This is a genomic window from Janthinobacterium rivuli (genome assembly GCF_009208735.1).
Classification (GTDB): Bacteria; Pseudomonadota; Gammaproteobacteria; order Burkholderiales; family Burkholderiaceae_D; genus Janthinobacterium.
The window spans coordinates 67772-88510 of the sequence record NZ_WFLJ01000019.1; the positions used below are offsets into that span (position 1 = coordinate 67772).

22 protein-coding genes and 1 tRNA gene are annotated in these 20739 nt (G+C 61.8%); 11 read left to right on the top strand and 12 right to left on the bottom strand.

The window, feature by feature from the left end; translation table 11 throughout:
• Positions 1–158: 158 nt before the first annotated feature.
• Positions 159–443: a polyhydroxyalkanoic acid system family protein gene (locus GCN78_RS23045; RefSeq protein WP_034760280.1), complete on the bottom strand. Its 285-nt coding sequence runs from the start codon at positions 441–443 to the stop codon at positions 159–161.
• A 199-nt stretch (positions 444–642) separates the two neighbouring features.
• On the opposite strand from GCN78_RS23045, the gene GCN78_RS23050 reads away from it, so the two are divergent.
• The 4 genes from GCN78_RS23050 (at position 643) to GCN78_RS23065 (ending at position 4561) form a co-directional block, all read left to right on the top strand.
• Positions 643–2040, top strand: coding sequence for a gluzincin family metallopeptidase (locus tag GCN78_RS23050; RefSeq protein ID WP_152253779.1), 1398 nt, complete (start codon positions 643–645; stop codon positions 2038–2040).
• Between the two features lie 88 nt (positions 2041–2128).
• Positions 2129–2416, top strand: coding sequence for a protealysin inhibitor emfourin (locus GCN78_RS23055; protein ID WP_152253780.1), 288 nt, complete (start codon positions 2129–2131; stop codon positions 2414–2416).
• 330 nt (positions 2417–2746) lie between these two features.
• Positions 2747–3070 carry a ferredoxin FdxA gene (gene fdxA, locus GCN78_RS23060; protein ID WP_010395176.1) on the top strand — a complete coding sequence of 108 codons (324 nt, stop codon included), beginning with the start codon at positions 2747–2749 and terminating at the stop codon, positions 3068–3070.
• A 270-nt stretch (positions 3071–3340) separates the two neighbouring features.
• Entirely contained in the window at positions 3341–4561 is a 1221-nt protein-coding gene (locus GCN78_RS23065) for a polyhydroxyalkanoate depolymerase (RefSeq protein ID WP_152253781.1), read from the top strand.
• Positions 4562–4615: 54 nt separating this feature from the next.
• Here GCN78_RS23065 and GCN78_RS23070 read toward each other — a convergent pair whose 3' ends face one another.
• The 3 genes from GCN78_RS23070 to GCN78_RS23080 all read right to left on the bottom strand — a co-directional run bounded on the left by GCN78_RS23070 (position 4616) and on the right by GCN78_RS23080 (position 8767).
• Positions 4616–5293 carry a DOPA 4,5-dioxygenase family protein gene (locus GCN78_RS23070; protein ID WP_152253782.1) on the bottom strand — a complete coding sequence of 226 codons (678 nt, stop codon included), beginning with the start codon at positions 5291–5293 and terminating at the stop codon, positions 4616–4618.
• Between the two features lie 42 nt (positions 5294–5335).
• Positions 5336–7900 carry a TonB-dependent receptor plug domain-containing protein gene (locus GCN78_RS23075; protein ID WP_152253783.1) on the bottom strand — a complete coding sequence of 855 codons (2565 nt, stop codon included), beginning with the start codon at positions 7898–7900 and terminating at the stop codon, positions 5336–5338.
• Between the two features lie 126 nt (positions 7901–8026).
• Entirely contained in the window at positions 8027–8767 is a 741-nt protein-coding gene (locus tag GCN78_RS23080; protein WP_152253784.1) for a substrate-binding periplasmic protein, read from the bottom strand.
• 43 nt (positions 8768–8810) lie between these two features.
• Between GCN78_RS23080 and GCN78_RS23085 the strand changes: the two genes are divergently transcribed.
• The 3 genes from GCN78_RS23085 to nth all read left to right on the top strand — a co-directional run bounded on the left by GCN78_RS23085 (position 8811) and on the right by nth (position 10505).
• A complete protein-coding gene (locus GCN78_RS23085; protein WP_152253785.1) occupies positions 8811–9068 on the top strand; it encodes a hypothetical protein in 258 nt (85 codons plus the stop codon).
• Between the two features lie 61 nt (positions 9069–9129).
• Positions 9130–9861: an electron transport complex subunit RsxB gene (gene rsxB / locus GCN78_RS23090; RefSeq protein ID WP_152253786.1), complete on the top strand. Its 732-nt coding sequence runs from the start codon at positions 9130–9132 to the stop codon at positions 9859–9861.
• Entirely contained in the window at positions 9858–10505 is a 648-nt protein-coding gene (gene nth / locus GCN78_RS23095) for an endonuclease III (RefSeq protein ID WP_152253787.1), read from the top strand. Before rsxB ends, nth begins: the two co-directional genes overlap by 4 nt.
• 54 nt (positions 10506–10559) lie before the next feature.
• Here nth and proB read toward each other — a convergent pair whose 3' ends face one another.
• From proB to rplU, 5 genes are all read right to left on the bottom strand, one after another.
• Positions 10560–11678 (bottom strand): glutamate 5-kinase, encoded by a 1119-nt coding sequence (gene proB / locus GCN78_RS23100; protein WP_152253788.1) that lies wholly within the window; start codon positions 11676–11678, stop codon positions 10560–10562.
• Positions 11679–11705: 27 nt separating this feature from the next.
• Complete coding sequence (locus tag GCN78_RS23105; protein WP_152253789.1) at positions 11706–12116, bottom strand: hypothetical protein; 411 nt, start codon at positions 12114–12116, stop codon at positions 11706–11708.
• A 12-nt stretch (positions 12117–12128) separates the two neighbouring features.
• Positions 12129–13238 (bottom strand): GTPase ObgE, encoded by a 1110-nt coding sequence (gene obgE / locus GCN78_RS23110; RefSeq protein ID WP_077400162.1) that lies wholly within the window; start codon positions 13236–13238, stop codon positions 12129–12131.
• A gap of 109 nt (positions 13239–13347) precedes the next feature.
• Complete coding sequence (gene rpmA / locus GCN78_RS23115; RefSeq protein WP_070219281.1) at positions 13348–13620, bottom strand: 50S ribosomal protein L27; 273 nt, start codon at positions 13618–13620, stop codon at positions 13348–13350.
• A gap of 40 nt (positions 13621–13660) precedes the next feature.
• Positions 13661–13972, bottom strand: a complete 312-nt coding sequence (gene rplU, locus GCN78_RS23120; RefSeq protein WP_034754730.1) for a 50S ribosomal protein L21 — start codon at positions 13970–13972, stop codon at positions 13661–13663.
• A 308-nt stretch (positions 13973–14280) separates the two neighbouring features.
• Here rplU and ispB point away from each other — a divergent pair, with 308 nt between their 5' ends.
• Entirely contained in the window at positions 14281–15270 is a 990-nt protein-coding gene (ispB, locus tag GCN78_RS23125) for an octaprenyl diphosphate synthase (RefSeq protein ID WP_152253790.1), read from the top strand.
• Between the two features lie 48 nt (positions 15271–15318).
• On the opposite strand, the gene arsH is transcribed toward ispB, so the two are convergent.
• Genes arsH through GCN78_RS23140 form a run of 3 tightly spaced genes read right to left on the bottom strand, consistent with a single transcriptional unit; the run spans position 15319 to position 16856 of the window.
• On the bottom strand, positions 15319–16065 hold the full coding sequence (arsH, locus tag GCN78_RS23130) for an arsenical resistance protein ArsH (RefSeq protein WP_152253791.1): 747 nt from the start codon (positions 16063–16065) through the stop codon (positions 15319–15321).
• Positions 16066–16488 (bottom strand): arsenate reductase (glutaredoxin), encoded by a 423-nt coding sequence (gene arsC, locus GCN78_RS23135; RefSeq protein WP_152253792.1) that lies wholly within the window; start codon positions 16486–16488, stop codon positions 16066–16068. It abuts the gene before it with no gap.
• Complete coding sequence (locus GCN78_RS23140) at positions 16485–16856, bottom strand: ArsR/SmtB family transcription factor (RefSeq protein WP_193316836.1); 372 nt, start codon at positions 16854–16856, stop codon at positions 16485–16487. Before GCN78_RS23140 ends, arsC begins: the two co-directional genes overlap by 4 nt.
• Before the next feature lie 133 nt (positions 16857–16989).
• Here GCN78_RS23140 and GCN78_RS23145 point away from each other — a divergent pair, with 133 nt between their 5' ends.
• From GCN78_RS23145 to GCN78_RS23155, 3 genes are all read left to right on the top strand, one after another.
• A complete protein-coding gene (locus tag GCN78_RS23145; protein ID WP_152253793.1) occupies positions 16990–19083 on the top strand; it encodes an AsmA family protein in 2094 nt (697 codons plus the stop codon).
• Positions 19084–19137: 54 nt separating this feature from the next.
• A tRNA-Pro gene (locus GCN78_RS23150) sits at positions 19138–19214 on the top strand.
• A gap of 130 nt (positions 19215–19344) precedes the next feature.
• Complete coding sequence (locus GCN78_RS23155) at positions 19345–20739, top strand: GntP family permease (protein ID WP_152253794.1); 1395 nt, start codon at positions 19345–19347, stop codon at positions 20737–20739.

Below are 20739 nucleotides of genomic sequence, written 5' to 3' on the forward strand. Positions count from 1 at the left end.
CAATGGCTTTCCAAATAGAAATGTGCTAGCAATGTTCGCCAGCGTACAGTCAGACGTAAAAAAGGCGAAAAGCGACGTGGTTTCATCGTCTTTTCGCCCATCGCTGCTACACGTTTTCTAGCACCAAACATGGCGCCAGACAAGCGGGTGCCAGGCCGTCAAGCTGGCTCGGTAAACACCTTGCGCATCTTTTCGGCGATCTTGCCTTCGATGGTGGAAGCGAAGGCGCTGAGCATGAAGCCCAGCTTGATTTGCAGTTGCGCCTGCTCTTTTTCCAGGGTCAGCGAACCATCGACGCCGCTGCGCTCGAAGCGCAGCACATCGCCATCCCAGGCGCACGCCAGGTCATATTCCTGGGCCAGCTTGTCGGCCACTTGCTGCGCCGCTTCGCGCGCCTTTGCTGCTGTCAGCTTATGTTGCTGAACTATATTTATATCCGCCATCAAACGATCCTTTTATTATAAAAACGGGGCAAACCGGCCAGCATCATACCAGCCGCCATGCGGCGGGCACGACGGCAGCCGGCGCCGGACGGCTAAAAAAGCCCGTCCTTCCCGCGCATCGTTTGCGCCGTATCAAACCGGACGCACCGAAGCGGGACGACTATTCCAGTTCCAGTTGCGCGTGTCTTGGAGAGCTATCATGGATCAGAAAGTCATCGTGCCGGTCGAAGCCGTGTTGACCAAATGCGTGTCCCTGCCCGTCGGCTATGTCCCCACCCCATCGGCGCCATACCGCCAGCACCGCAAGAATGCGCAACTGACCCTGCAGCCGGGTCCGCCCCGCCTGATCGAGACAACGGTCCGCAACCTGGCCGCCGTGCCCGTCGGTTCGCGCGTGCTGATCTGGAAACAAGACCCGTCCGTCACCGAACTGGGTACGCGCAAGACCTTCCTGCCCGGCCTGATCCTGCAAGGCCCGCGCGACGCGCGCATCACCTTTGGCGAACCGGGCATCGCCCAGGTCAGCCCGAACGCCTTTGGCGACTTCATCGTCTCGCCCAATACCGACCAGTTCGATGCCGTGCACACGTTTGCCATCGTGCGCATGACGCTCACCATGTACCAGCGCGCGCTGGCCAGCAACGAGACGGCGCCGCCCCTGCCCTGGCAATGGAATAGCGCCAGCAACACGGCCCCGCTGCGCGTGTTCCCGCACGGCTTGCCCAATGTCATGAATGCCTATTACAGCCGCAGCGACAAGGCCCTCAAATTCGGCGACTTCATCCCCAGTGGCGCCACCGACCGCGTCTACACCTGCCGTTCGCTCGACATCGTCTCGCACGAAACTGGGCACGCCATCCTCGACGGTCTGAAACCGAATTGGCTGCTCAACAATAATCCTCCGCAGACGGGCGGCTTGCACGAATCGTTTGGCGACCTGACGGCCATCTTCCTGGCCCTGTCGCAGCTGGACCAGGTCGAAGCCGTGATCGCGCAAACCAAGTCCGACCTGCACGACAAAACGTTTCTCGCCGACCTGGCGGAGCAGTTCGGCCTGGCGCTGGGCCGGCCGAACGGTTTGCGCAATGCCGACAACGACATCAAATTATCGGAGGCTGGCACGGAAGTGCATGCCATCTCGCAAGTGTTTACAGGTGCCATCTACGACATCCTGGCCGACATCTTTGCCCACGAACGTCAGCCCCAGCTGGAAGATGACGCGGCCGTGCTGCACCGTTGCGGCGACTACCTGCGCAGCCTGGTCTTGCGCGCCCTGGTGGCGTCTCCCGACCAAGCGGCCACGTATGCCGACGTGGCTGGCCACATGCTGACGATCGCCCAGGCCGACGGCAACGGCGCCTACCTCGATTTCATCCGCAACAGCTTTACCGTGCGCGAAGTGCTCAAGGACAATGCCATGTCGGAGAGTGGGCAGATGACCTTTGCCCCAGGCATCGTCGATGACGAGGGTGCGGTGCAAGACAGGCGCGCCTGCTGCGGTACCATGAACCATGCGGAATACAGCGAATCGGATCAATTGCTGGAAGCGGAGCGCGAAGCGCTGGCGGCATGGTGCCGCAGTTACGCTCCCCGCTAGACGCCTTGCGCCGCAGGCCCGCCAGCAGTCAGCCGCAGGCGATGGCATGCGGCATCACGCCCCACCACCGTCCTCAAGAAGGAGCAGCATGAAAATTTCAGCCCGCAGCAGCGGCGGCTTTGCCGGCCTGAGCGAACAGTACGACATCGATACGCAAGCCCACCCGGCCGGCCCGGGGCTCGAAGCGGCACTGGCCAGCAGCGGCTTTTTCACGCACCAGCAGGCGACGGGCGCGCAGGTGGGCGCCGATATTCCCCATTGGCAGATCACCGTCGAGGCCCCCACCGCGCGGCGCACCATCACGTTTGCCGAAGATGGCAGTGCTGAAAACGCACGTTGGCAGCAGTTGGTGACGCAAATACGCGCCAGCGCCTGACTGTCCTGGCATTTATTTTTACCGATCTTGATTTGGGTAAAACAAAAACACCACAGGGCAAGCCCCTGCGTCGCCCGTCCCGCACCCTGCCGCATCGGGCGACTGTCGCTTTCTTGCCGCGTTCTTCATGGCAACGTCCCGGATAGTCGCTGAATGGCACGCTCTGCGCGGCAACGCCACTGCCAGAAAATGAATTTGCTTATATGTATTGTATATAAGCGGGATTTGTGAGAAATAGCGAATTGCCTTAAAATACAATGCTTTGCTTTAGTATGCGTCGCCGAGGTTCCTGCAGGCGCTACAGCACCTCCCCAAATTGATAGGACTGTTATGACCCACGTTGTCACCGAATCCTGCATCGCCTGTCGCTATACCGACTGCGTCGATGTCTGCCCGGTAGATTGTTTCCGGGAAGGCCCGAACTTCCTGGCGATCGATCCGGACGAATGTATTGACTGCGCCGTCTGCGTGGCAGAGTGCCCGGTGAACGCGATTTTCGCGGAAGAAGACGTGCCGGGCGACCAGCAAGCCTTCATCAAGATCAACGTCGATCTGGCCCGTAACTGGCCTTCGATCACCAAGACGAAAGCTGCCTTGCCGGAAGCCGAGCAATACAAGGACGTCAAGGACAAGCTCGACATGCTGGTGCGCTAAGCGCACGGCAGCCGTGGCCGCTCTCGCGGGGAGACGCTTCCCGCAGGGGCATGGCGGCGAAAAAACAGACTAAGAGCAGCGGCAACGCTGCTTTTTTTGCTTTTGAAACATCGTTGCAGGTCTATCCACGCAGTGTGGCGCACGGCCACACCGATACGCAAACAGTGGGCCTATGCGCGGTAAAGCACATTTTGTCCTCAACAAATATCGTAAAATTGGATTATGATATTTGAGCCGATATTGGCGCTTGGAATTAAACAAGGACTCTATATGCTTTACCAACTGCACGAACTGCAACGCTCTTTCCTCACTCCGGTGATGCAATGGGCAGACATGTCCTCCAAGTTATTTACCAACCCGGTTTCCCCACTGGCCCACACTCCGTTTTCGCAACGCATCGCAGCCGGTTACGAGCTGATGTACCGCCTTGGCAAAGACTACGAAAAACCACAATTCGACATCCAATCCGTTCTCGTCAAAGGCGAGAGCGTCGACATCCGCGAACACGTTGTCGTGACAAAACCGTTTTGCCGCCTGATTCACTTCAAAAAAGAAGCCACTGGCTTGCAACAGCCCAAAGTTTTGCTGGTTGCCCCCCTGTCCGGTCACCACTCGACCCTGCTGCGCGATACCGTGCGCGGCTTGCTGGCCGAGCACGATGTCTACATCACCGACTGGACGGACGCGCGCATGGTACCGCTGACGGAAGGCCCGTTCCATCTCGATGACTACATTTATTATGTGCAAGAATTCATCCGCCTGCTGGCGCCTGACTTGCACGTGATTTCCGTCTGTCAACCGACCGTGCCCGTGCTGGCCGCCATCTCGCTGATGGCGACAGCCAAAGATCCGCACATGCCGAAAACCATGACGATGATGGGCGGCCCGATCGACCCGCGCCGCTCGCCTACGCAAGTGAACAACCTGGCGACGGAAAAGAAATTCTCGTGGTTTGAAAATACCGTGATCTACGCGGTGCCGCCGAACTACCCAGGCTTTGGCCGCAAGGTGTACCCGGGCTTCCTGCAGCATGCCGGCTTCATCGCAATGAACCCGGGCCGCCACGCGCAAAGCCACCGCGAATTCTACATGCACCTGGTGACGGGCGATGACGAGCCGGCGGAAGGCCACCGCCAGTTCTACAACGAGTACAACGCCGTCTTGGACATGCCGGCCGAGTACTACCTGGAAACCATTAAAACGGTTTTCCAGGAATTCAGCCTGCCGATGGGCACGTGGAAAGTGGGCGGCCAGCTGGTGCGTCCGCAAGACATCACGAACGTGGCCCTGTTCACGGTGGAAGGCGAACTGGACGACATTTCCGGCGCTGGCCAGACGCAGGCGGCGCATGACTTGTGTTCCGGCATCCCAGCCGAGATGCAGCAAGACTTCGTGGCGCCGAAATGCGGCCACTACGGCATCTTCTCGGGCCGCCGCTGGCGCGAGATCATTTGCCCGAAAATCGGCGAATTCATCCAGAAACACGGCTGATACCCCTCGTTTCGGCCAAAACGGCACGCCAGGCTACCCTGGCGTGCCGTCTTTTTATGCGCACTCGATTTTCACCGTCGGGCGCGTATTGACAAATATCTGCTCGACCCGCGGCTCGCCCGGCCCCGGTTTCTTCATCGCATAGCCATTCACGGGCTGCGAACGGTTCACCCACAGCGCGTAATACAGATGGTCGGCACGCGGGTCTTCCGTGTTGGGATGGATCAGTATCGTCAGGCCCAGGCTGTTCAGTTGCAGCCACGGCACGATCACGGGCAATAGATCATTCGTGAAGCCAAAGTAAAACGACGGCGTCACGTGCGGGCCGCGCGCCTCCAGGTTCCAGTCGCCCAGTTCGATCTGGAAGCGCTCGGCCGCCCACTTGCGTATCAGCGCCGCCTTCTGATAGCTGTCCTCGTCAAAATAGATATGCGCGTGATAGCTTTCAATATCCGTATAGGCGCGCGGCTTGCTCGGCAAGGTTTCCTCGCCGGGCCGCACGCTGACGGGACGCGGCGTGGGCGCCGTGTCCGTATGCTCGCCCCACGGGCTCTTGCCCGGTGCAGGTTTGGCGCGTTTGACGGCGCCATCCTGCGCCACGGCCGTCCCGGCCAGGCCAGAGGCGGCCAGCGCCGCCACGAGTCCTCCGCCGCGCAAGACCGTGCGGCGCTGCGGCGAGAGGAGATTGGCCCATTCCAGGTCGATGGCCGCGTGTTGAGTGTTGTCTGACATAGGATTTCCTGTGGTTGATGATCGATAGAGGGATGCGGCACATCAGAATGACAATGTTGCGCGGGCGTAGTAATAGCCGCCCAGCACGCCCAATGGTCCCGAGTTGTCGTACGCGCCTGTGTACTGCGCCAGATTCGCGGCGCTGCGCGCTTCGCGCGGCACCTGGCTCGGTTTCTGGTCGAAGACATTGTTGGCGCCCACCGTCACGTTGATGCGCTTGCTGATGTCATAGCCGACGCTGACGTCCGTCACGAAGGCGGCCTTCAGCTGGTAGTCGCCGCCCGTGATGGCGTTCAGGCGCTTGAGCTTGCCGTAGCGCGTCTCCCGCACGTTCACTGTCCAGCCGGCCTTTTCATACGCCAGCGTGAGGATTTCCTTGTCGCGCGGCGCGCGGTACAGCAAGTCGTACTCGGCCGATTTGCTCAGGGTGCCGATGTTCGGCAAGCCTTGCAGCACGGCCGGAAGTGCCGCCTTGCCCACCAGGCTCGTGTGATTGATGTTGGCGGCCGCCGTCCAGCGCAGCTTGCCATCGGCCACGCGCACGACATCCTCGGCAGTCAGGTCGATGCCGCGCGTGCGCGTGTCGCCCACGTTGGCAAAATAATGGGCGACGAGGCCATTGCCCACCGTCAGGCCCGCCGAGCGCAGCAGGTTCTCGATGACGCTCGCTTGCGCCGCCGTCAGCGGCCGGCCGCTGCCATCGAGCGCCACGCCCGAGCTGCGGTCGATGCCGATGTTCGACGACACGCCCAGGCGGTCGCTGACCTTGATTTGATACGCGTCAACGGCCAGGCGCAGGGTGGGCGTGGGATGGAAGGTCAGGCCGGCCGACAGATTCGTCGATTTCTCCGGTTTCAATGGCTGCGCACCCAGAGCCCGCGCGGCGACCGAACTCGGCTGCGCCAGGGTGTAGGGCACGCCCGCATGGTCCGACGTGTTCGAATACGATTGCGTCACCAGGCTCGGCGCATGGAAACCGTTGCTGACGGTGCCGCGTACGGCGACCGTGGGCGTGACGTCATAGCGGGCGGACAGCCGGCCCGTCGTCTTGCTGCCGAAATCGGAATATTTCTCGGCGCGCAGTGCCGTGTCGAGCAGCCATTGCGGCGTCAGTTTGGCGCCCAGGCCGACATACGCAGCATAGCTGTGGCGCGCCGTGTCGGACGCATCGACGGGCAGGTAGCCGGCCAGCGCCGATGACCCGCTGCCCTGCCAGGAAGCGGGCTCGCCGGGGCTGCGCTGCTGCGTTTCATGCGAGTACTCGAGGCCGAGGCTGAGGTCAGCCGGCTCGCTCAGCCCCAATTGCACGGGGCGGCGCACGTCGGCGTTGGTGGTCGAGCGGCTGTAGCGCTGATTGCCGATGTCAAAATCGGTCTTTCCGCCAGGATAAGTGAGCGAGTAATTGGCCGAGTGCTCCACACCCACGTCGATATCGTCGCGGCCATACGTCGTGCTCAAGTCCCAGGACCAGCCCGCCGTCTCGCCCTTGATGCCGCCCGTCAGGGAAAAATCGTTTTCGCTCGTCGTTTCATACGGCGTGAATCCGTCCGGATACACGGACAGCAAGCCTTTGTTGTTATTGAAAATGGTATTGGGCAGGCGGAAATTCTGCGCCGAGCGGGCATCGCGGTGCGCATACGTGCCGAAGCCGTACAGTTGCACATCGGGCGATACGTCATAGCCGAGGTTGGCGCTGAGCGAGGCGGTCGTGCTTTGCGGCACGCCCGTATTGCGCCACGGATTGCTGTTGCGCTTCGCTTCGGCCGGGTTCGGCGAAGCGCCGGCCGGCAAGCTGTTGTTCGGCCCCAATTTCACCAGCTGACCATCGCCGTTGCGCACGGCCGGATACGACAGGTAGCCGGGATTCAAGCCGAAATTGCGCACGGCGATGCCCTGGCGCTGGAGTTCGGCGCCGAAGTGGGCAAAGCCGTGCTCGCCCAGTCGCGTGCCGCCATCGATGCGCACGGAGCCGTTCGTGCCATCGCCCGCATAGGTGGAACCGAGCTGCGTGCTGAAGCTGCCCTGGTCATCGGCTTTCAGGATGATGTTGATGACCCCGGCGATGGCGTCCGAGCCGTAGATGGCCGAGGCGCCATCGCGCAGGATTTCCACGCGGGCGATGGCGCCTGTGGGGATCAGGGCCAGGTCGGTGGCGACGGAACCGGGAAAGCCATCCTCATTGACGATGGCCGTCGTATGCCGGCGCTTGCCGTTGACCAGCACCAGGGTATGCGAGGGATCGAGGTTGCGCAACTGCCCCGCGCGCACGATGCTGCCCAGGTCGGGCTGCACGCGGGCCGGCAAGTTGAACGATGGCAAAGCCGTGTCCAGCGCATCGAGCAAGTTCAATTTGCCGGTCGCCAGCAATTGCTGCGCGCTGATCACGTCGATCGGCGCGGCGCTGTTGGCCACCGTGCGGCCCGTGCCGCGCGCGCCCGTGACGATGACGGCGTCGAGCGGTGCGGCGGCCAGCGCGCCAGCGGTATCCGGCGCCGCTTGCGCATGGCTTGCGCCAGGCGCCGCCAGCGCGAGCACAGCCACCGAGACGGCGTGCGCCAGTTGCCGCAGGCGTGGTGCGGGGTAGTGCTTGTGAATCAGTTCCAGCATACGAAAACATCCTTTCAAAGTCGTCAACACAGTGGCTGCAGACTAAAGGATGGACAAACAAACAAGAACGAATGGTTTCGTATTTAGATATTTCGTTTTGGCAACGTGCAACAACGGCGCGGCACGTCAGGGCGAAGATGGGGCCGTGGCCAGGCTCTGGTCGAGCCGCTTCCAGTAGTCGCGTTCCAGCCGGGCCGTATCGAGTTCGCGGGCCGCCTCGTTGAAGCGCTTTTGCTGCGCGGCACCTTCGGCGTCGCGTTGGAAGCACACATGCACGGGACGCTCCTTGAAGACGGTATCGATGATGGCGATGCGTTCCCGCTCGGCCTTGCTGAAGTTGCGTCCCATCAGCAAGTGCTGCAAGACATGGCGCTCGATGACGATCAAGCGGTAACGCTTGATCAACAGCTTTTTCAAATTCGTGACGTCGTTCAAGCCCTCTTCCGTCTTCAGCTCGCCGCGCGCCACCATGCCGTCGAACTGCTCCCCATTCGAGTAGCCAGCCACGGTGCCGATGCGCAGCTTGCCCAGCTCGGCCAGGCTGGCGCCGGGCACGCCATCCTCCTTCAGGTAGGCCAGCACGCCTTGCGTATTACCAACCGGAACAGAAAAGTGGCAGAGTTTTTCCCGCTCGGACGTGCGCCAGACGGCCAGAAGCCCAGCATAGCGGGAACTGGCCAGGCCAAACTGCATGGCGCGCTTCCAGGGGAAATATTCATACTTGACCGAATAGCCGAGACGCTCGAAGACGGCGCTGACCATGGCGCCCGACATGCCATCGGCCGGCAGGCTGCGGGAAATGAAGGGCGGCCAGTCTTCCGCGGCGAAGCGGACGATGCGCGAACTGGCGGCGCCCGGCGCCGCCATGGGCGATCCAGCCTGCCCGTGTGCAAGGGCAAGTGCAGAGTGCATGAACAAACAGAAGGGCAAACCAACTGTCCGGAGGAAACGCATGTTTGGCTCCTATGGCCTGGCTCGCCTCGTAGTGCAGGCGCGGCAACAGGACTGGCGGTCGGCTTTTTTAATAACAGGCTTGATAAAAATCATGCTCCCACAAAAAAAAGAATTTTCAAAGTTGTTTATTTGCACTTTGACATTCCCATGGGAAATAAAATACGATTGCGGCGCGCCTGCAACAGCCCGCACGGCACACGCTATCCCCCTCTGACGAAACAGGTTTTTGCTTGTGCGCGGCCCGGATGGCCGATAATGGCGTTTTACCGTGGAAGATGACCGTGCCGCACCCTGCCCCTCCCTCACTTGCCGACCAGATCGAAGACTTGCTGCCGCAAACGCAATGCACCAAATGCGGCTACAACGGCTGCCGCCCGTATGCGGAAGCGATCGCCGCCGGCAGCGCCGACATCAACCAGTGCCCACCGGGCGGCGCGCAGGGCATCGCGCGCCTGGCCGGCTTGCTGGGCAAAAAAGTCATCCCGCTCAATCCCGTCAACGGCATCGAACGTCCGCGATCGGTCGCTTACATCGACGAATCGCTGTGTATCGGCTGTACCCTGTGCATCCAGGCTTGCCCGGTGGACGCCATCGTCGGCGCCGCCAAGCAGATGCATACGGTGCTCACCGACCTGTGCACGGGCTGCGACTTGTGCGTGGCGCCCTGCCCCGTCGACTGCATCGTCATGTACCCGGTCAGCGGCGACGCCACCGGCTGGGATGCCTGGAGCCAGATGGACGCGGACGACGCGCGCGCGCGCCACGATTTCCGCACGCAGCGCCTGCGCCGCGAAACGGAAGAAAACGAGGCGCGCCTGGCCGCCAAGGCCGTCGCCAAGATGCGCGAAGTGACGCAGGAAGTACCCGTCACGCCCGATGAACTGGCCGAGAAGGAACGCAAGCGCGCCATCATCGCCGCCGCCATGGAGCGCGCGCGCGCCAAAGCCGCCGCCGCCAGCACGGACGCCGCCCAGCCAGCTCCCACCACCCCGAAAAAAGACGCATGAACGCCGCCAAACGCCTGGAAATCTTTACGCGCTTTCGCGCCGCCAACCCTGCCCCGAAAACGGAACTCGAATACACGACACCGTTCGAACTGCTGATCGCCGTGCTGCTGTCGGCGCAGGCGACCGACGTGTCCGTCAACAAGGCCACGCGCCTGCTGTATCCGGTCGCCAATACGCCGGCCAAGATACTGGCGCTGGGCGTCGACGAGCTGGCCAGCTACATCCGCACCATCGGCCTGTTCCGCACCAAGGCGAAAAACGTCATCGCCACCTGCCAGATCCTGCTGGAGCAACACGGCGGCGAAGTGCCGCGCGACCGCGCCTCGCTGGAAGCCTTGCCCGGCGTGGGCCGCAAGACGGCCAACGTGGTCATGAATACGGCGTTTGGCGAACCGACCATGGCCGTCGACACGCATATCTTCCGCGTCTCGAACCGCACCGGCATCGCGCCGGGCAAGAATGTCGATATCGTCGAGCAAAAACTGCTGAAATTCATCCCCAAGGAATTCCTGCACGACGCCCACCACTGGCTCATCTTGCACGGCCGCTACACGTGCACGGCGCGCAAGCCGCAATGCTGGAACTGCATGATCGCCGACCTGTGCGACTACAAGGACAAGTCGCCGATGCCGGCCGTGGTGTAAGGCAAAAAAAACGGCCCGCGAGGGCCGTTTTTGTCATTCGCAGCAAGCGGACGCTTACAGCAAGACCATATTGTCGCGATGGATCAGCTCATGGCCTTCCATATAACCGAGAATCGCTTCAATTTCGGTGGACGGCTTGCGCATGATGCGGCGCGCTTCGCCGCTCGTGTAGTTCGACAGACCGCGCGCCACGGGCACGCCGGCCGCATCGACGCAGGTGATGACGGCGCCACGGCCGAACTCACCGTTTACGCCCGTCACGCCGATCGGCAGCAGGGACTTGCCTTCCTGGCGCAGCTTTTGCACGGCGCCCGCATCGAGCACCACGGCGCCGGCCGTATGCAGGTGATCGGCCATCCACTGCTTGCGCGCCGTCAATTGCCCCGTTTGCGCCAGCAACTGCGTGCCGATCGCTTCGCCCTGGGCCAGGCGACTGAGCACATCGCTGTCGCGGCCCCAGGCGATGATCGTATGGGCGCCGGACTTGGCGGCCCGCTTGGCGGCGAGGATTTTCGTCAGCATGCCGCCACGTCCCAGGCTGCTGCCGGCCCCGCCCGCCATCGCTTCCAGGGCCGGATCGCCGGCGATGCCTTGCGTGATCAGATAGGCGTTCGGGTCCTTGCGCGGATCGGCCGAGAACAGGCCGTGCTGGTCCGTCAGGATGACGAGCGCATCGGCCTCGATCAGGTTGGCGACCAGCGCGCCCAGGGTGTCGTTGTCGCCGAACTTGATTTCATCGGTGACGACGGTGTCGTTTTCATTGATGATCGGCACCACGCCCAGGCGCAGCAGGGTCGTCAGGGTGGAGCGGGCATTCAGGTAGCGTTCGCGGTCGGCCAGGTCGGCGTGCGTGAGCAGCACTTGCGCCGTGCCGAGGCTATGGGCGCGGAAGCTGCTTTCATAGATTTGCGCCAGGCCCATCTGGCCGACGGCGGCGCACGCCTGCAATTCGTGGATATCGGTGGGGCGCTGCTCGAAACCGAGGCGCAGCATGCCTTCGGCGATGGCGCCGGAACTGACGAGCACCACTTCCTTGCCGAGGGCGCGCAAGCCGGAAATCTGCGCGGCCCAGCGCGCGATGGCGGCATGATCGAGTCCGCGGCCATCGTTGGTGACCAGCGAAGAGCCGACTTTGATGATGATACGGGTAGCTTTTTGAATCACGGAATCCATGGGGCGGCGCTCTTCACTTAATAGACGTCAGCGCGCAGGACGCAGCAGCAGCAAGGCCAGCCCCGCCGTCAACTCCATCGCGCACATGAACAACACAAAACCCTGGGGCAAGCCGAAGCTGATGGCCGCGAACAAACGGCCGGCGGGCTGCGCCAGGACCAACATTGCTGTGATATCGCCGAGGACAGGCGGTTCGCCCTGCCGTGCCGCGAACAGCGCCAGGAGCGCGGTAGCGCCCCAGATGCCGACATGACTGGCGTAGAACTGGCTGTAGCCGTTGACGCCATTGAGGAAGATGCCCATGCCGGCCGCCATTGCATCGGCGAACAGCAGGCAGGCGACCGCGCTCAGCCCGTAAGCATACGCGATCAGATGCAATACACGGCGCTGCCACGCTTGCTTGCGCGCTGGCGCGGCGGCGACCGTCTGTACCGGCATCAGGGTAAAGCCTTAGTCGAGGATCTTGAAACGCGGATCATCCGGGTCGATCGACGAGATGCCGCGTGCTTCCTCGGTCATCTGCGTTTCTTCGGCACGGCTTTCGCTGTGTTTCTTCGCTTCCAGATGCTGGTAAATCGCATTCACCAGTTCCGGGCAACCCTGATGGTTCAGCGCGGAGATCTCGAAGACGGGACCTTTCCAGGCGAAACGCTTGAGGAAGTCCTTGACGATCTTCTTGCGCTCTTCTTCCGGCACCATGTCGAGCTTGTTCAACACCAGCCAGCGCGGCTTGTCGACCAGCGACTCGTCGTACTTCTTCAATTCCTTGACCAGCGCCTTGGCTTCCTTGACAGGATCGACGTTGGTTTCAAACGGCGCCAGGTCGACGATGTGCAACAGCAGACCCGTGCGCTGCAAGTGGCGCAGGAATTGATGGCCCAGGCCCGCGCCTTCGGAAGCGCCTTCGATCAAGCCGGGAATATCGGCGATCACAAAGCTCTTCTCGTGCGACACGCGCACCACGCCCAAGTTCGGGTGCAGGGTGGTGAATGGGTAATCGGCGATTTTCGGGCGCGCGTTCGAGACGGCCGAAATGAAGGTCGACTTGCCGGCGTTCGGCATGCCCAGCAGGCCCACGTCGGCCAGGACTTTCAGTTCCAGACGCAGTTCGCGGCGTTCGCCTTCCTTGCCCTCGCCTTTTTGGCGCGGTGCGCGGTTGGTCGAGGACTTGAAGTGGATATTGCCCCAGCCGCCTTCGCCGCCCTTGGCCAGCAATTCGATCTGGCCGTGTTCGGTCAAATCGGCCAGGATTTCGCCGCTCGCGTTGTCGATGATCAAGGTGCCGACCGGCATGCGCAGGTGGATGTCATCGGCGCCCTTGCCATAGCAATCTGCGCCACGGCCAGGCTCGCCATTGCGAGCCTTGTGCATTTTGGAGAAACGGAAATCGACGAGCGTGTTGATATTGCGGTCGGCAACGGCCCAGATGGACCCGCCCTTGCCGCCATCGCCGCCATCGGGACCGCCGAAAGGCCGGAATTTTTCACGGCAGAAAGATGCGCAGCCGTTGCCGCCATCGCCCGCGATGACTTCGATTTTTGCTTCGTCGATAAACTTCATAATTTTGCCGCCATAAAACTAAAAAGGCTCTACCTTGGGCAGAGCCTTTCGATTGAAGGCTTGCGCCTTACATCATGCGATCACAGCGGAGCAAGTGCCCCGCGATGAATTACGCTGGTACTGCTTCGTTTGGTACAACGGTCACGAATTGCTTCGAGCCAGCACCTTTGACAACGAACTTCACTTTGCCCGCGATCAGCGCGAACAACGTGTGGTCCTTGCCCATGCCTACGCCTTCGCCGGCGCGCACTGGGGTGCCGCGTTGACGAATGATGATGCCGCCAGCATTGATAGCTTGGCCGCCGTAGACTTTAACGCCCAGACGTTTTGATTCTGAATCACGGCCGTTTCGCGTTGTGCCGCCGCCTTTTTTATGTGCCATTTAAGACTCCTTGATAGCTGATTAATTCAAACAGCGGCGATTAGCCGTTGATCGAAACGATTTGGATTTCGGTAAAATTCTGGCGATGGCCTTGATGCTTTTGGTAGTGCTTACGACGACGCATCTTGAAAATTTTGACCTTATCATGGCGACCATGCGCCACAACCGTAACCAGTACCGTTGCACCTTCGACCAATGGAGCACCAAACTTGATGCTGTCGCCCGCGCCTACTGCGAGCACTTGATCGATGGTGATTTCGGAACCAATGTCTGCCGGTATCTGTTCTACTTTAAGTTTTTCGCCAGCGACAACTTTGTATTGTTTGCCACCGGTTTTTATGACCGCGTACATGATTTGAAACCTCATCAAATGTTGAAAGAATTTGTCCCACTGCCATGAAAAGCAAGCCGTGCACAACAGGGGGAACCAGCGATTATACACGGACTGAGAAATTGCGTCAAAAAGTATTCACAAAGCTTGACGATCGTGGTATGTCGACAACCTGACCATCTTGTCAGGCTTGCGCCAGGGGGGGGGACAGCAAAACCCGCGCCAGTGCCAACCAGATCAATCAATTGCTCTACAGTCATAGGCAAACATCACGCGCGCGCAAGCCTTGTCGTATAATCGCGGCACCCACAATCTAATGCAGGTTCGCCTTGTCTGACGCTAACAAACACGTTAACCAAAACACCATCGTGCAAACGATTGCCGCCGATATGGACGCAGTCAATACGGTGATCCGCCAAAAATTGCACTCCGATGTCATTCTGATCAACCAGATCGCTGAATACATCATCAGCGCAGGCGGCAAACGTATCCGCCCCGTGCTGATCTTGCTGGTGGCCAATGCCCACGCCTATCGCGGCACGGCGCACCATGAGCTGGCCGCCGTGGTCGAATTCATCCACACCGCCACCCTGCTGCACGATGACGTCGTCGATGAATCGTCGATGCGCCGTGGACGCCAGACGGCCAACGCCCTGTTCGGCAATGCCGCTTCGGTGCTGGTGGGCGACTTCCTGCACTCGCGCTCGTTCCAGCTGATGGTGTCGCTCAACAATATGCGCGTCATGCAAATCCTGTCCGACGCCACCAACGTGATCGCCGAAGGCGAAGTGCTGCAGCTGCTGAACATGCACGATCCGGACGTGACGCAAGACAGCTACCTGAACGTCATCCGCTCGAAGACGGCCAAGCTGTTCGAAGCGTCGGCGCAACTGGGCGCCCTGATCGCCGGCGCCAGCGAAGACGATATCGAAGCGGCCGCCGAATACGGCCGCTCGCTGGGCACGGCCTTCCAGCTGATCGACGACGTGCTCGACTATGCAGGCGACGCCGCGGAAATCGGCAAGAACGTGGGCGACGACTTGCGCGAAGGCAAACCAACGATGCCGCTGATCTGGCTGATGGAAAACGGTACGCCGGAACAGCGCGAACTGGTGCGCAGCTGCATCGAGCAAGGCGACGAACAGCATTTCGATGCCGTGCTGACGGCCATCACCAGCAGCGGCGCCCTCGACTACACGCGCCAGCAGGCGGAAATCGCCGGCCAGCGCGCCGCCGATGCCATCGCCGGCTGGCCCGACAGCGTCTACAAGCAATCGATGCTGCAACTGTGCTCGTTTGCCGTGGCTCGCAATCACTGATCGTGTTTTAATATAAGCAATCAGAAACGGCGCCACTGGCGCCGTTTTTCATGCTCCGCTGCCGCGCTCATGCTCCATCGCCGCGCCCGCCAATGCCTGCACGATGGCCGGCTCCGCTTCCAGCCGCTCGCTGTAGCGACTGCCCAGGTAATCGCGGCGGTCGCGCACCAGCAAGGTGAATTTATACAGTTCCTCCATGACGTCGACCAGGCGCTCGTAGTACGGCGACGGCTTCATGCGGCCGTCATCGTCGAATTCCTGGTATGCCTTGGCGACGGACGACTGGTTCGGAATGGTGACCATGCGCATCCAGCGTCCCAGCACGCGCAAGCCGTTGACGGCATTGAACGATTGCGAACCACCCGACACTTGCATCACGGCCAGGGTACGGCCCTGTGTCGGCCGCACGCTGCCCGTTTCCAGCGGCAACCAGTCGATCTGCGATTTAAACACGCCCGTGACGGCGCCATGGCGTTCGGGACTGCACCACACCTGCCCTTCCGACCACAGCGACAGCGCGCGTAATTCCTGCACTTTCGGATGCGCGGGCGACACGCTGTCGACCATGGGCAAGCCGTGCGGATCGAACACGCGCGTCTCGGCGCCGAAGTGGCGCAGGATGCGCTCCGCTTCCAGGGTCAGCAGCTTGCTGTACGAGCGTTCGCGCAAGGAACCGTACAGCAGCAAAATGCGCGGCGCGTGGGTGGACAGCTGCGCCGGCGCCAGCTTGTCCAAATCCGGCACGTCCAGGTGGGCGACGCTGATGTTGGGCAACTCATTGGATAAATCACTCATTCAGACCACCGGCTTGCCGTCGGCGCCCACCACAGCCTGGCCGTCTTCCTTGGAAAACGCGCCCTGCTGCGGCAGCGGCAGGATCTCCAGCACTTTTTCCGAAGGACGGCACAGGCGCACGCCCAGTTCCGTGACGACGATGGGGCGGTTGATCAAAATCGGATGGGCTTGCATGGCGTCGAGCAGGGCCGCATCGCTCAGCTCAGGATTGGCCAGGCCCAGCTCGTCGTACAGGGCACCCTTGTCGCGCATCACGGCACGCACGGACAGGCCGGCGCGGGCGATCAGATCGACCAGCTCCTCGCGCGAAGGCGGGTGCTTGACGTAATCGATGATGACGGGCTCGACGCCCGTATTGCGGATCAAGGCCAGGGTATTGCGCGAGGTGCCGCACGCGGTGTTGTGATAGATCGTGATCGTCATGTCGTCGTTTCCTTCAGTAAATGTGGTTCGCTGACGCAGCAAGGCGCGCCAGCGCAGCAGTTCTCGGTCAAAAAGGCCAGCAAGCCGTTCATGCCCGCATAGTTGGCGGCGTAGATGATGGAGCGCCCCGTCTTGCTCGCCGTCACCAGATTGGCATGCGCCAGTTCTTTCAGGTGAAACGACAGCGACGAGGGCGCAATCGCCAGCGCCTCGGCGATTTTCGTCGCGGCCATGCCTTGCGGCCCCGCTTGCACCAGCAGGCGGAACACGGCCAATCGCGATTCCTGCGCCAGCGCAGCCAGGGCCGCGATGGCGGCAGCATTCGTCAGCGGCGGCGCGCCGCTCGCTATTGTCTTTTCATTTTCCATACTTCAATAATAGTCGAATTATTGAATCATTTCAAGCCACATGCCTGACCGACCGAGCTTACGTAACCCAGCGCACCGACCGTCATGACCTATCGGTCTACCTTGATGAAAAAATCACTGCGATTGGCATCCCATGACACGCTCGACACCCCTGAAAATCCTCGGCTGGAGCCTGGCCGCCCTGCTGGCCCTGATCGCCATCGTGGCCATCTTCGTGCTGACCTTCGACTGGAACCGCGCCCGCCCCTACATCAACGAGAGGGTATCGGCAAGCACGGGCCGTACCTTCGTCATCGGCGGCGACCTGCAAGTCACATGGAAGCAGGGGATGAAGACGGAACCGGGCTGGCGCCGCTACGTGCCGCGCCCCGTCATCAGCGCGCAGGACGTGCGCATGAGCAACCCGGACTGGGCGACGGCCGGCCCGCAGCTGGCCAGCGCGCGCCGCATCGACGTGGCCATCCATCCGCTGCCCCTGTTGCAGCACAGGCTGGTGCTGACGGATCTCGCCCTCGAGGCGCCGAACATCGCCCTGCAGCGGCGCGCCGATGGCAGCAACAGCTGGACCCTGAAAGACAATGGCCCGTCGGCATGGGACGTGGAAATCCAGCGCATGGCCTTTGGCGACGGCGCCATCCGCTACCTCGACGAGGCCATCGCGCTGGACGTGCGCGCCAAGGTCAGCTCGACGGCGCCCGATGCGACGCCGGGCGACGCGCCAGACAGTGCTCCGGTGCAGAAATATGGCATCGCATTCACCCTGGGCGGCACCTACCGCCAGGCGCCCGTGACGGGCGGCGGCAAGGCGGGCGCCGTGCTGTCCCTGACCGACAACCACACCGTGTATCCCGTACAGGCGCATGCCGTGCTGGGCAAGAACAAGGCCAGCATCGATGGCACCTTGACCGACCCGCGCTCCTTGTCGGGCATCGATTTACAGCTGAGTCTGGCTGGCGCCAGCATGGCCGACCTGTATCCGCTGACGGGCGTGCTGCTGCCGGAAACGCCGGACTACGCCACCAGGGGCCGTTTGCTGGGCAAGAAAGACGGCGCCACCTGGAACTGGACGTATCAAGACTTCAAGGGCACGGTAGGCAAGAGCGACCTGGCCGGCACCCTGCAATACTTGCCGCGCCAACCCCGTCCCCTGCTGCGCGGCGAAGTGACGTCGCAGCAATTGCGCCTGGAAGACCTGGGCCCCAGCATCGGCGCCGACAGCAATGCGCAGAAACAGGCGCGCGGCAAGGCGCCCGTGCAGCCCGACAGCAAAGCCTTGCCAGTGGAACAGTTCAATACGGCGAAATGGGATGCGCTCGACGCCGACGTGAAATTCACGGGCAAAAAACTGGTGCGCACGCACGATATCCCGCTCAAGGATATCGTCGCCAACATCCACATGAAAGACAAGGTGCTGAGTCTGACGCCGCTCAATTTCGGCATGGCTGGCGGCGACATCACCTCGAACATCACGCTCGATGGCCGTCAAAAGACCATCGCCGCGCAAGCCAAGGTGGCGGCGCGCCACCTCAAGATCCGCGAACTGTTTCCCAAGCTGCAATCGATGCAGGCGAGCTTCGGCGAAGTGTATGGCGATGCGGCGCTGACGGGCCACGGTAATTCCATCTCGGCCATGCTGGCCAGCGCAAATGGCGAGCTGGCGGCCACCGTCAGCGAAGGCTCCGTCAGCCAGTTCATGCTGGAACTGGCCGGGCTGAACCTGGCTAATGCCGTCTTCGTGAAAATCTTTGGCGACAAGCAAGTCCACCTGAACTGCCTGGCCAGCGATTTCGCCGTCACGAATGGCCAGGCCGACGTGCGCCGCTTCGTGCTCGACACGGACACGGCCGTGGTGAATATCACGGGCAACGTCAACCTGGCAAACGAAACCCTGGACCTCGACGTGCGCCCCCGTACCAAGGGCGCCCGCATCATCACCCTGCGCACGCCGCTGTACGCGAAAGGCACGTTCAAGCACCCGGACGTGGGTCCGCAAAAAGGTCCGCTGGCCCTGAAAGCGGGCGCCGCCGTGGCACTGGCCACCATCGTCACGCCGCTGGCCGCCCTGCTGCCGCTGGTCAACGTCGACAAGGCGCCCGACACGGACTGCGCCGCCGTCATGGCGCAAGCGTACGCCACCCGCAAGGCGCCCACTTCGCCGGCGACAAATGCGCCAGCAAAAAAAGTCAGCGAAGCGGACATCAAAAAGGCCCAGCAGGAAAAGAAATAAGCGTTGATGCAGTCGCTTGAAACCCGCCCCGCCATCTGCTGTAATACCAGTATGCGGGGTGTGGCTCAGCCTGGTAGAGCGCTGCGTTCGGGACGCAGAGGCCGGAGGTTCGAATCCTCTCACCCCGACCAGCCTTTTTCCCTCGCTGTGCCAACTTCAAGCGCTTGCGCCTTGACCCACGCGTTGGCGTGTTGCTGAGAAGTATGATATTAATTGAACAATTGATTAATTGAACACTTCCATCGCGCAAGGGCCTGACCGATGTCTTTCCTGATAGTTCTGGCCGCACTGGCCTTCCTCATGCTGGCCGCCTACCGCGGCTACAGCGTGATCCTGTTTGCGCCCGTCGCCGCGCTCGGCGCCGTGCTGCTGACCGATCCGTCGGCCGTGCCGGCCGTCTTCAGCGGCATCTTCATGGAAAAGATGGTGGGCTTCATCAAGCTGTATTTCCCCGTCTTTTTGCTCGGCGCCGTGTTCGGTAAACTCATCGAGCTGTCCGGTTTTTCCCAGTCCATCGTCGTGGCCGCCATCCGCTACATCGGCAGCTCGCGCGCGAATGCCGTGATCGTTGCCGTGTGCGCGGCGCTCACGTATGGCGGCGTGTCGCTGTTCGTGGTGGTGTTTGCCGTGTATCCGTTCGCGGCCGAGCTGTACCGCCAGAGCAATATCCCCAAGCGGCTGATGCCGGGCGCCATCGCGCTGGGCGCCTTTTCCTTCACCATGGATACCCTGCCCGGCACGCCGCAAATCCAGAACATCATTCCCACCACCTTTTTCAACACGACCGGCTGGGCCGCACCGTGGCTGGGCACCATCGGTGCCGTGCTGACGGTGATCATGGGCCTGGCTTTCCTCGAATGGCGCCGGCGCTCCGTCATGGCGACGGGCGAAGGTTACGGAGTGGAAGCGGAACAGGCCAAGACCGGTGGCGGCGACTTGCCCCATCCGTTGCTGTCGGTGGCGCCGTTGGTGCTGGTGGGCGTGGCCAACTTTGCGCTGACCAAGCTGATTCCGCACTGGTATGGCGCCAGTTACGTGCTCACCGCCGACGCCCTGCCGGGCCTGCATGCGCCCGTGTCGACGTCGATCGCCGCCGTGACCGGCATCTGGGCCGTGGAAGGCGCCTTGTTGCTGGGTATCTTGCTCGTGTGCGTGACGGCATTCGGGCGCATCCGCGCCGCCTTTGCCGAAGGCACCAAGGCGGCCGTCGGTGGCGCGCTGCTGGCGGCCATGAATACGGCCTCCGAATATGGCTTCGGCGGTGTCATCGCGGCCTTGCCCGGCTTTCTTGCCGTCAGCAATACCTTGCGCAGCGTGCCCGATCCGCTCGTCAATGCGGCCGTGTCCGTCACAACCCTGGCCGGCATCACGGGATCGGCCTCGGGCGGGATGAGCATCGCGCTGGCCGCCATGTCGGACAGTTTTATCCAGGCGGCGCAGCAGGCGCACATTCCGCTCGAAGTCATGCACCGCGTGGTGGCAATGGCCAGCGGCGGCATGGATACCTTGCCGCACAACGGCGCCGTGATCACCCTGCTGGCCGTCACGGGCCTCACGCACCGCCAGTCCTACTGCGACATTTTCGGCATCACCGTCATCAAGACGGTGGCCGTGTTCCTCGTCATTGCCATCTATTACATGACGGGTCTGGTGTGA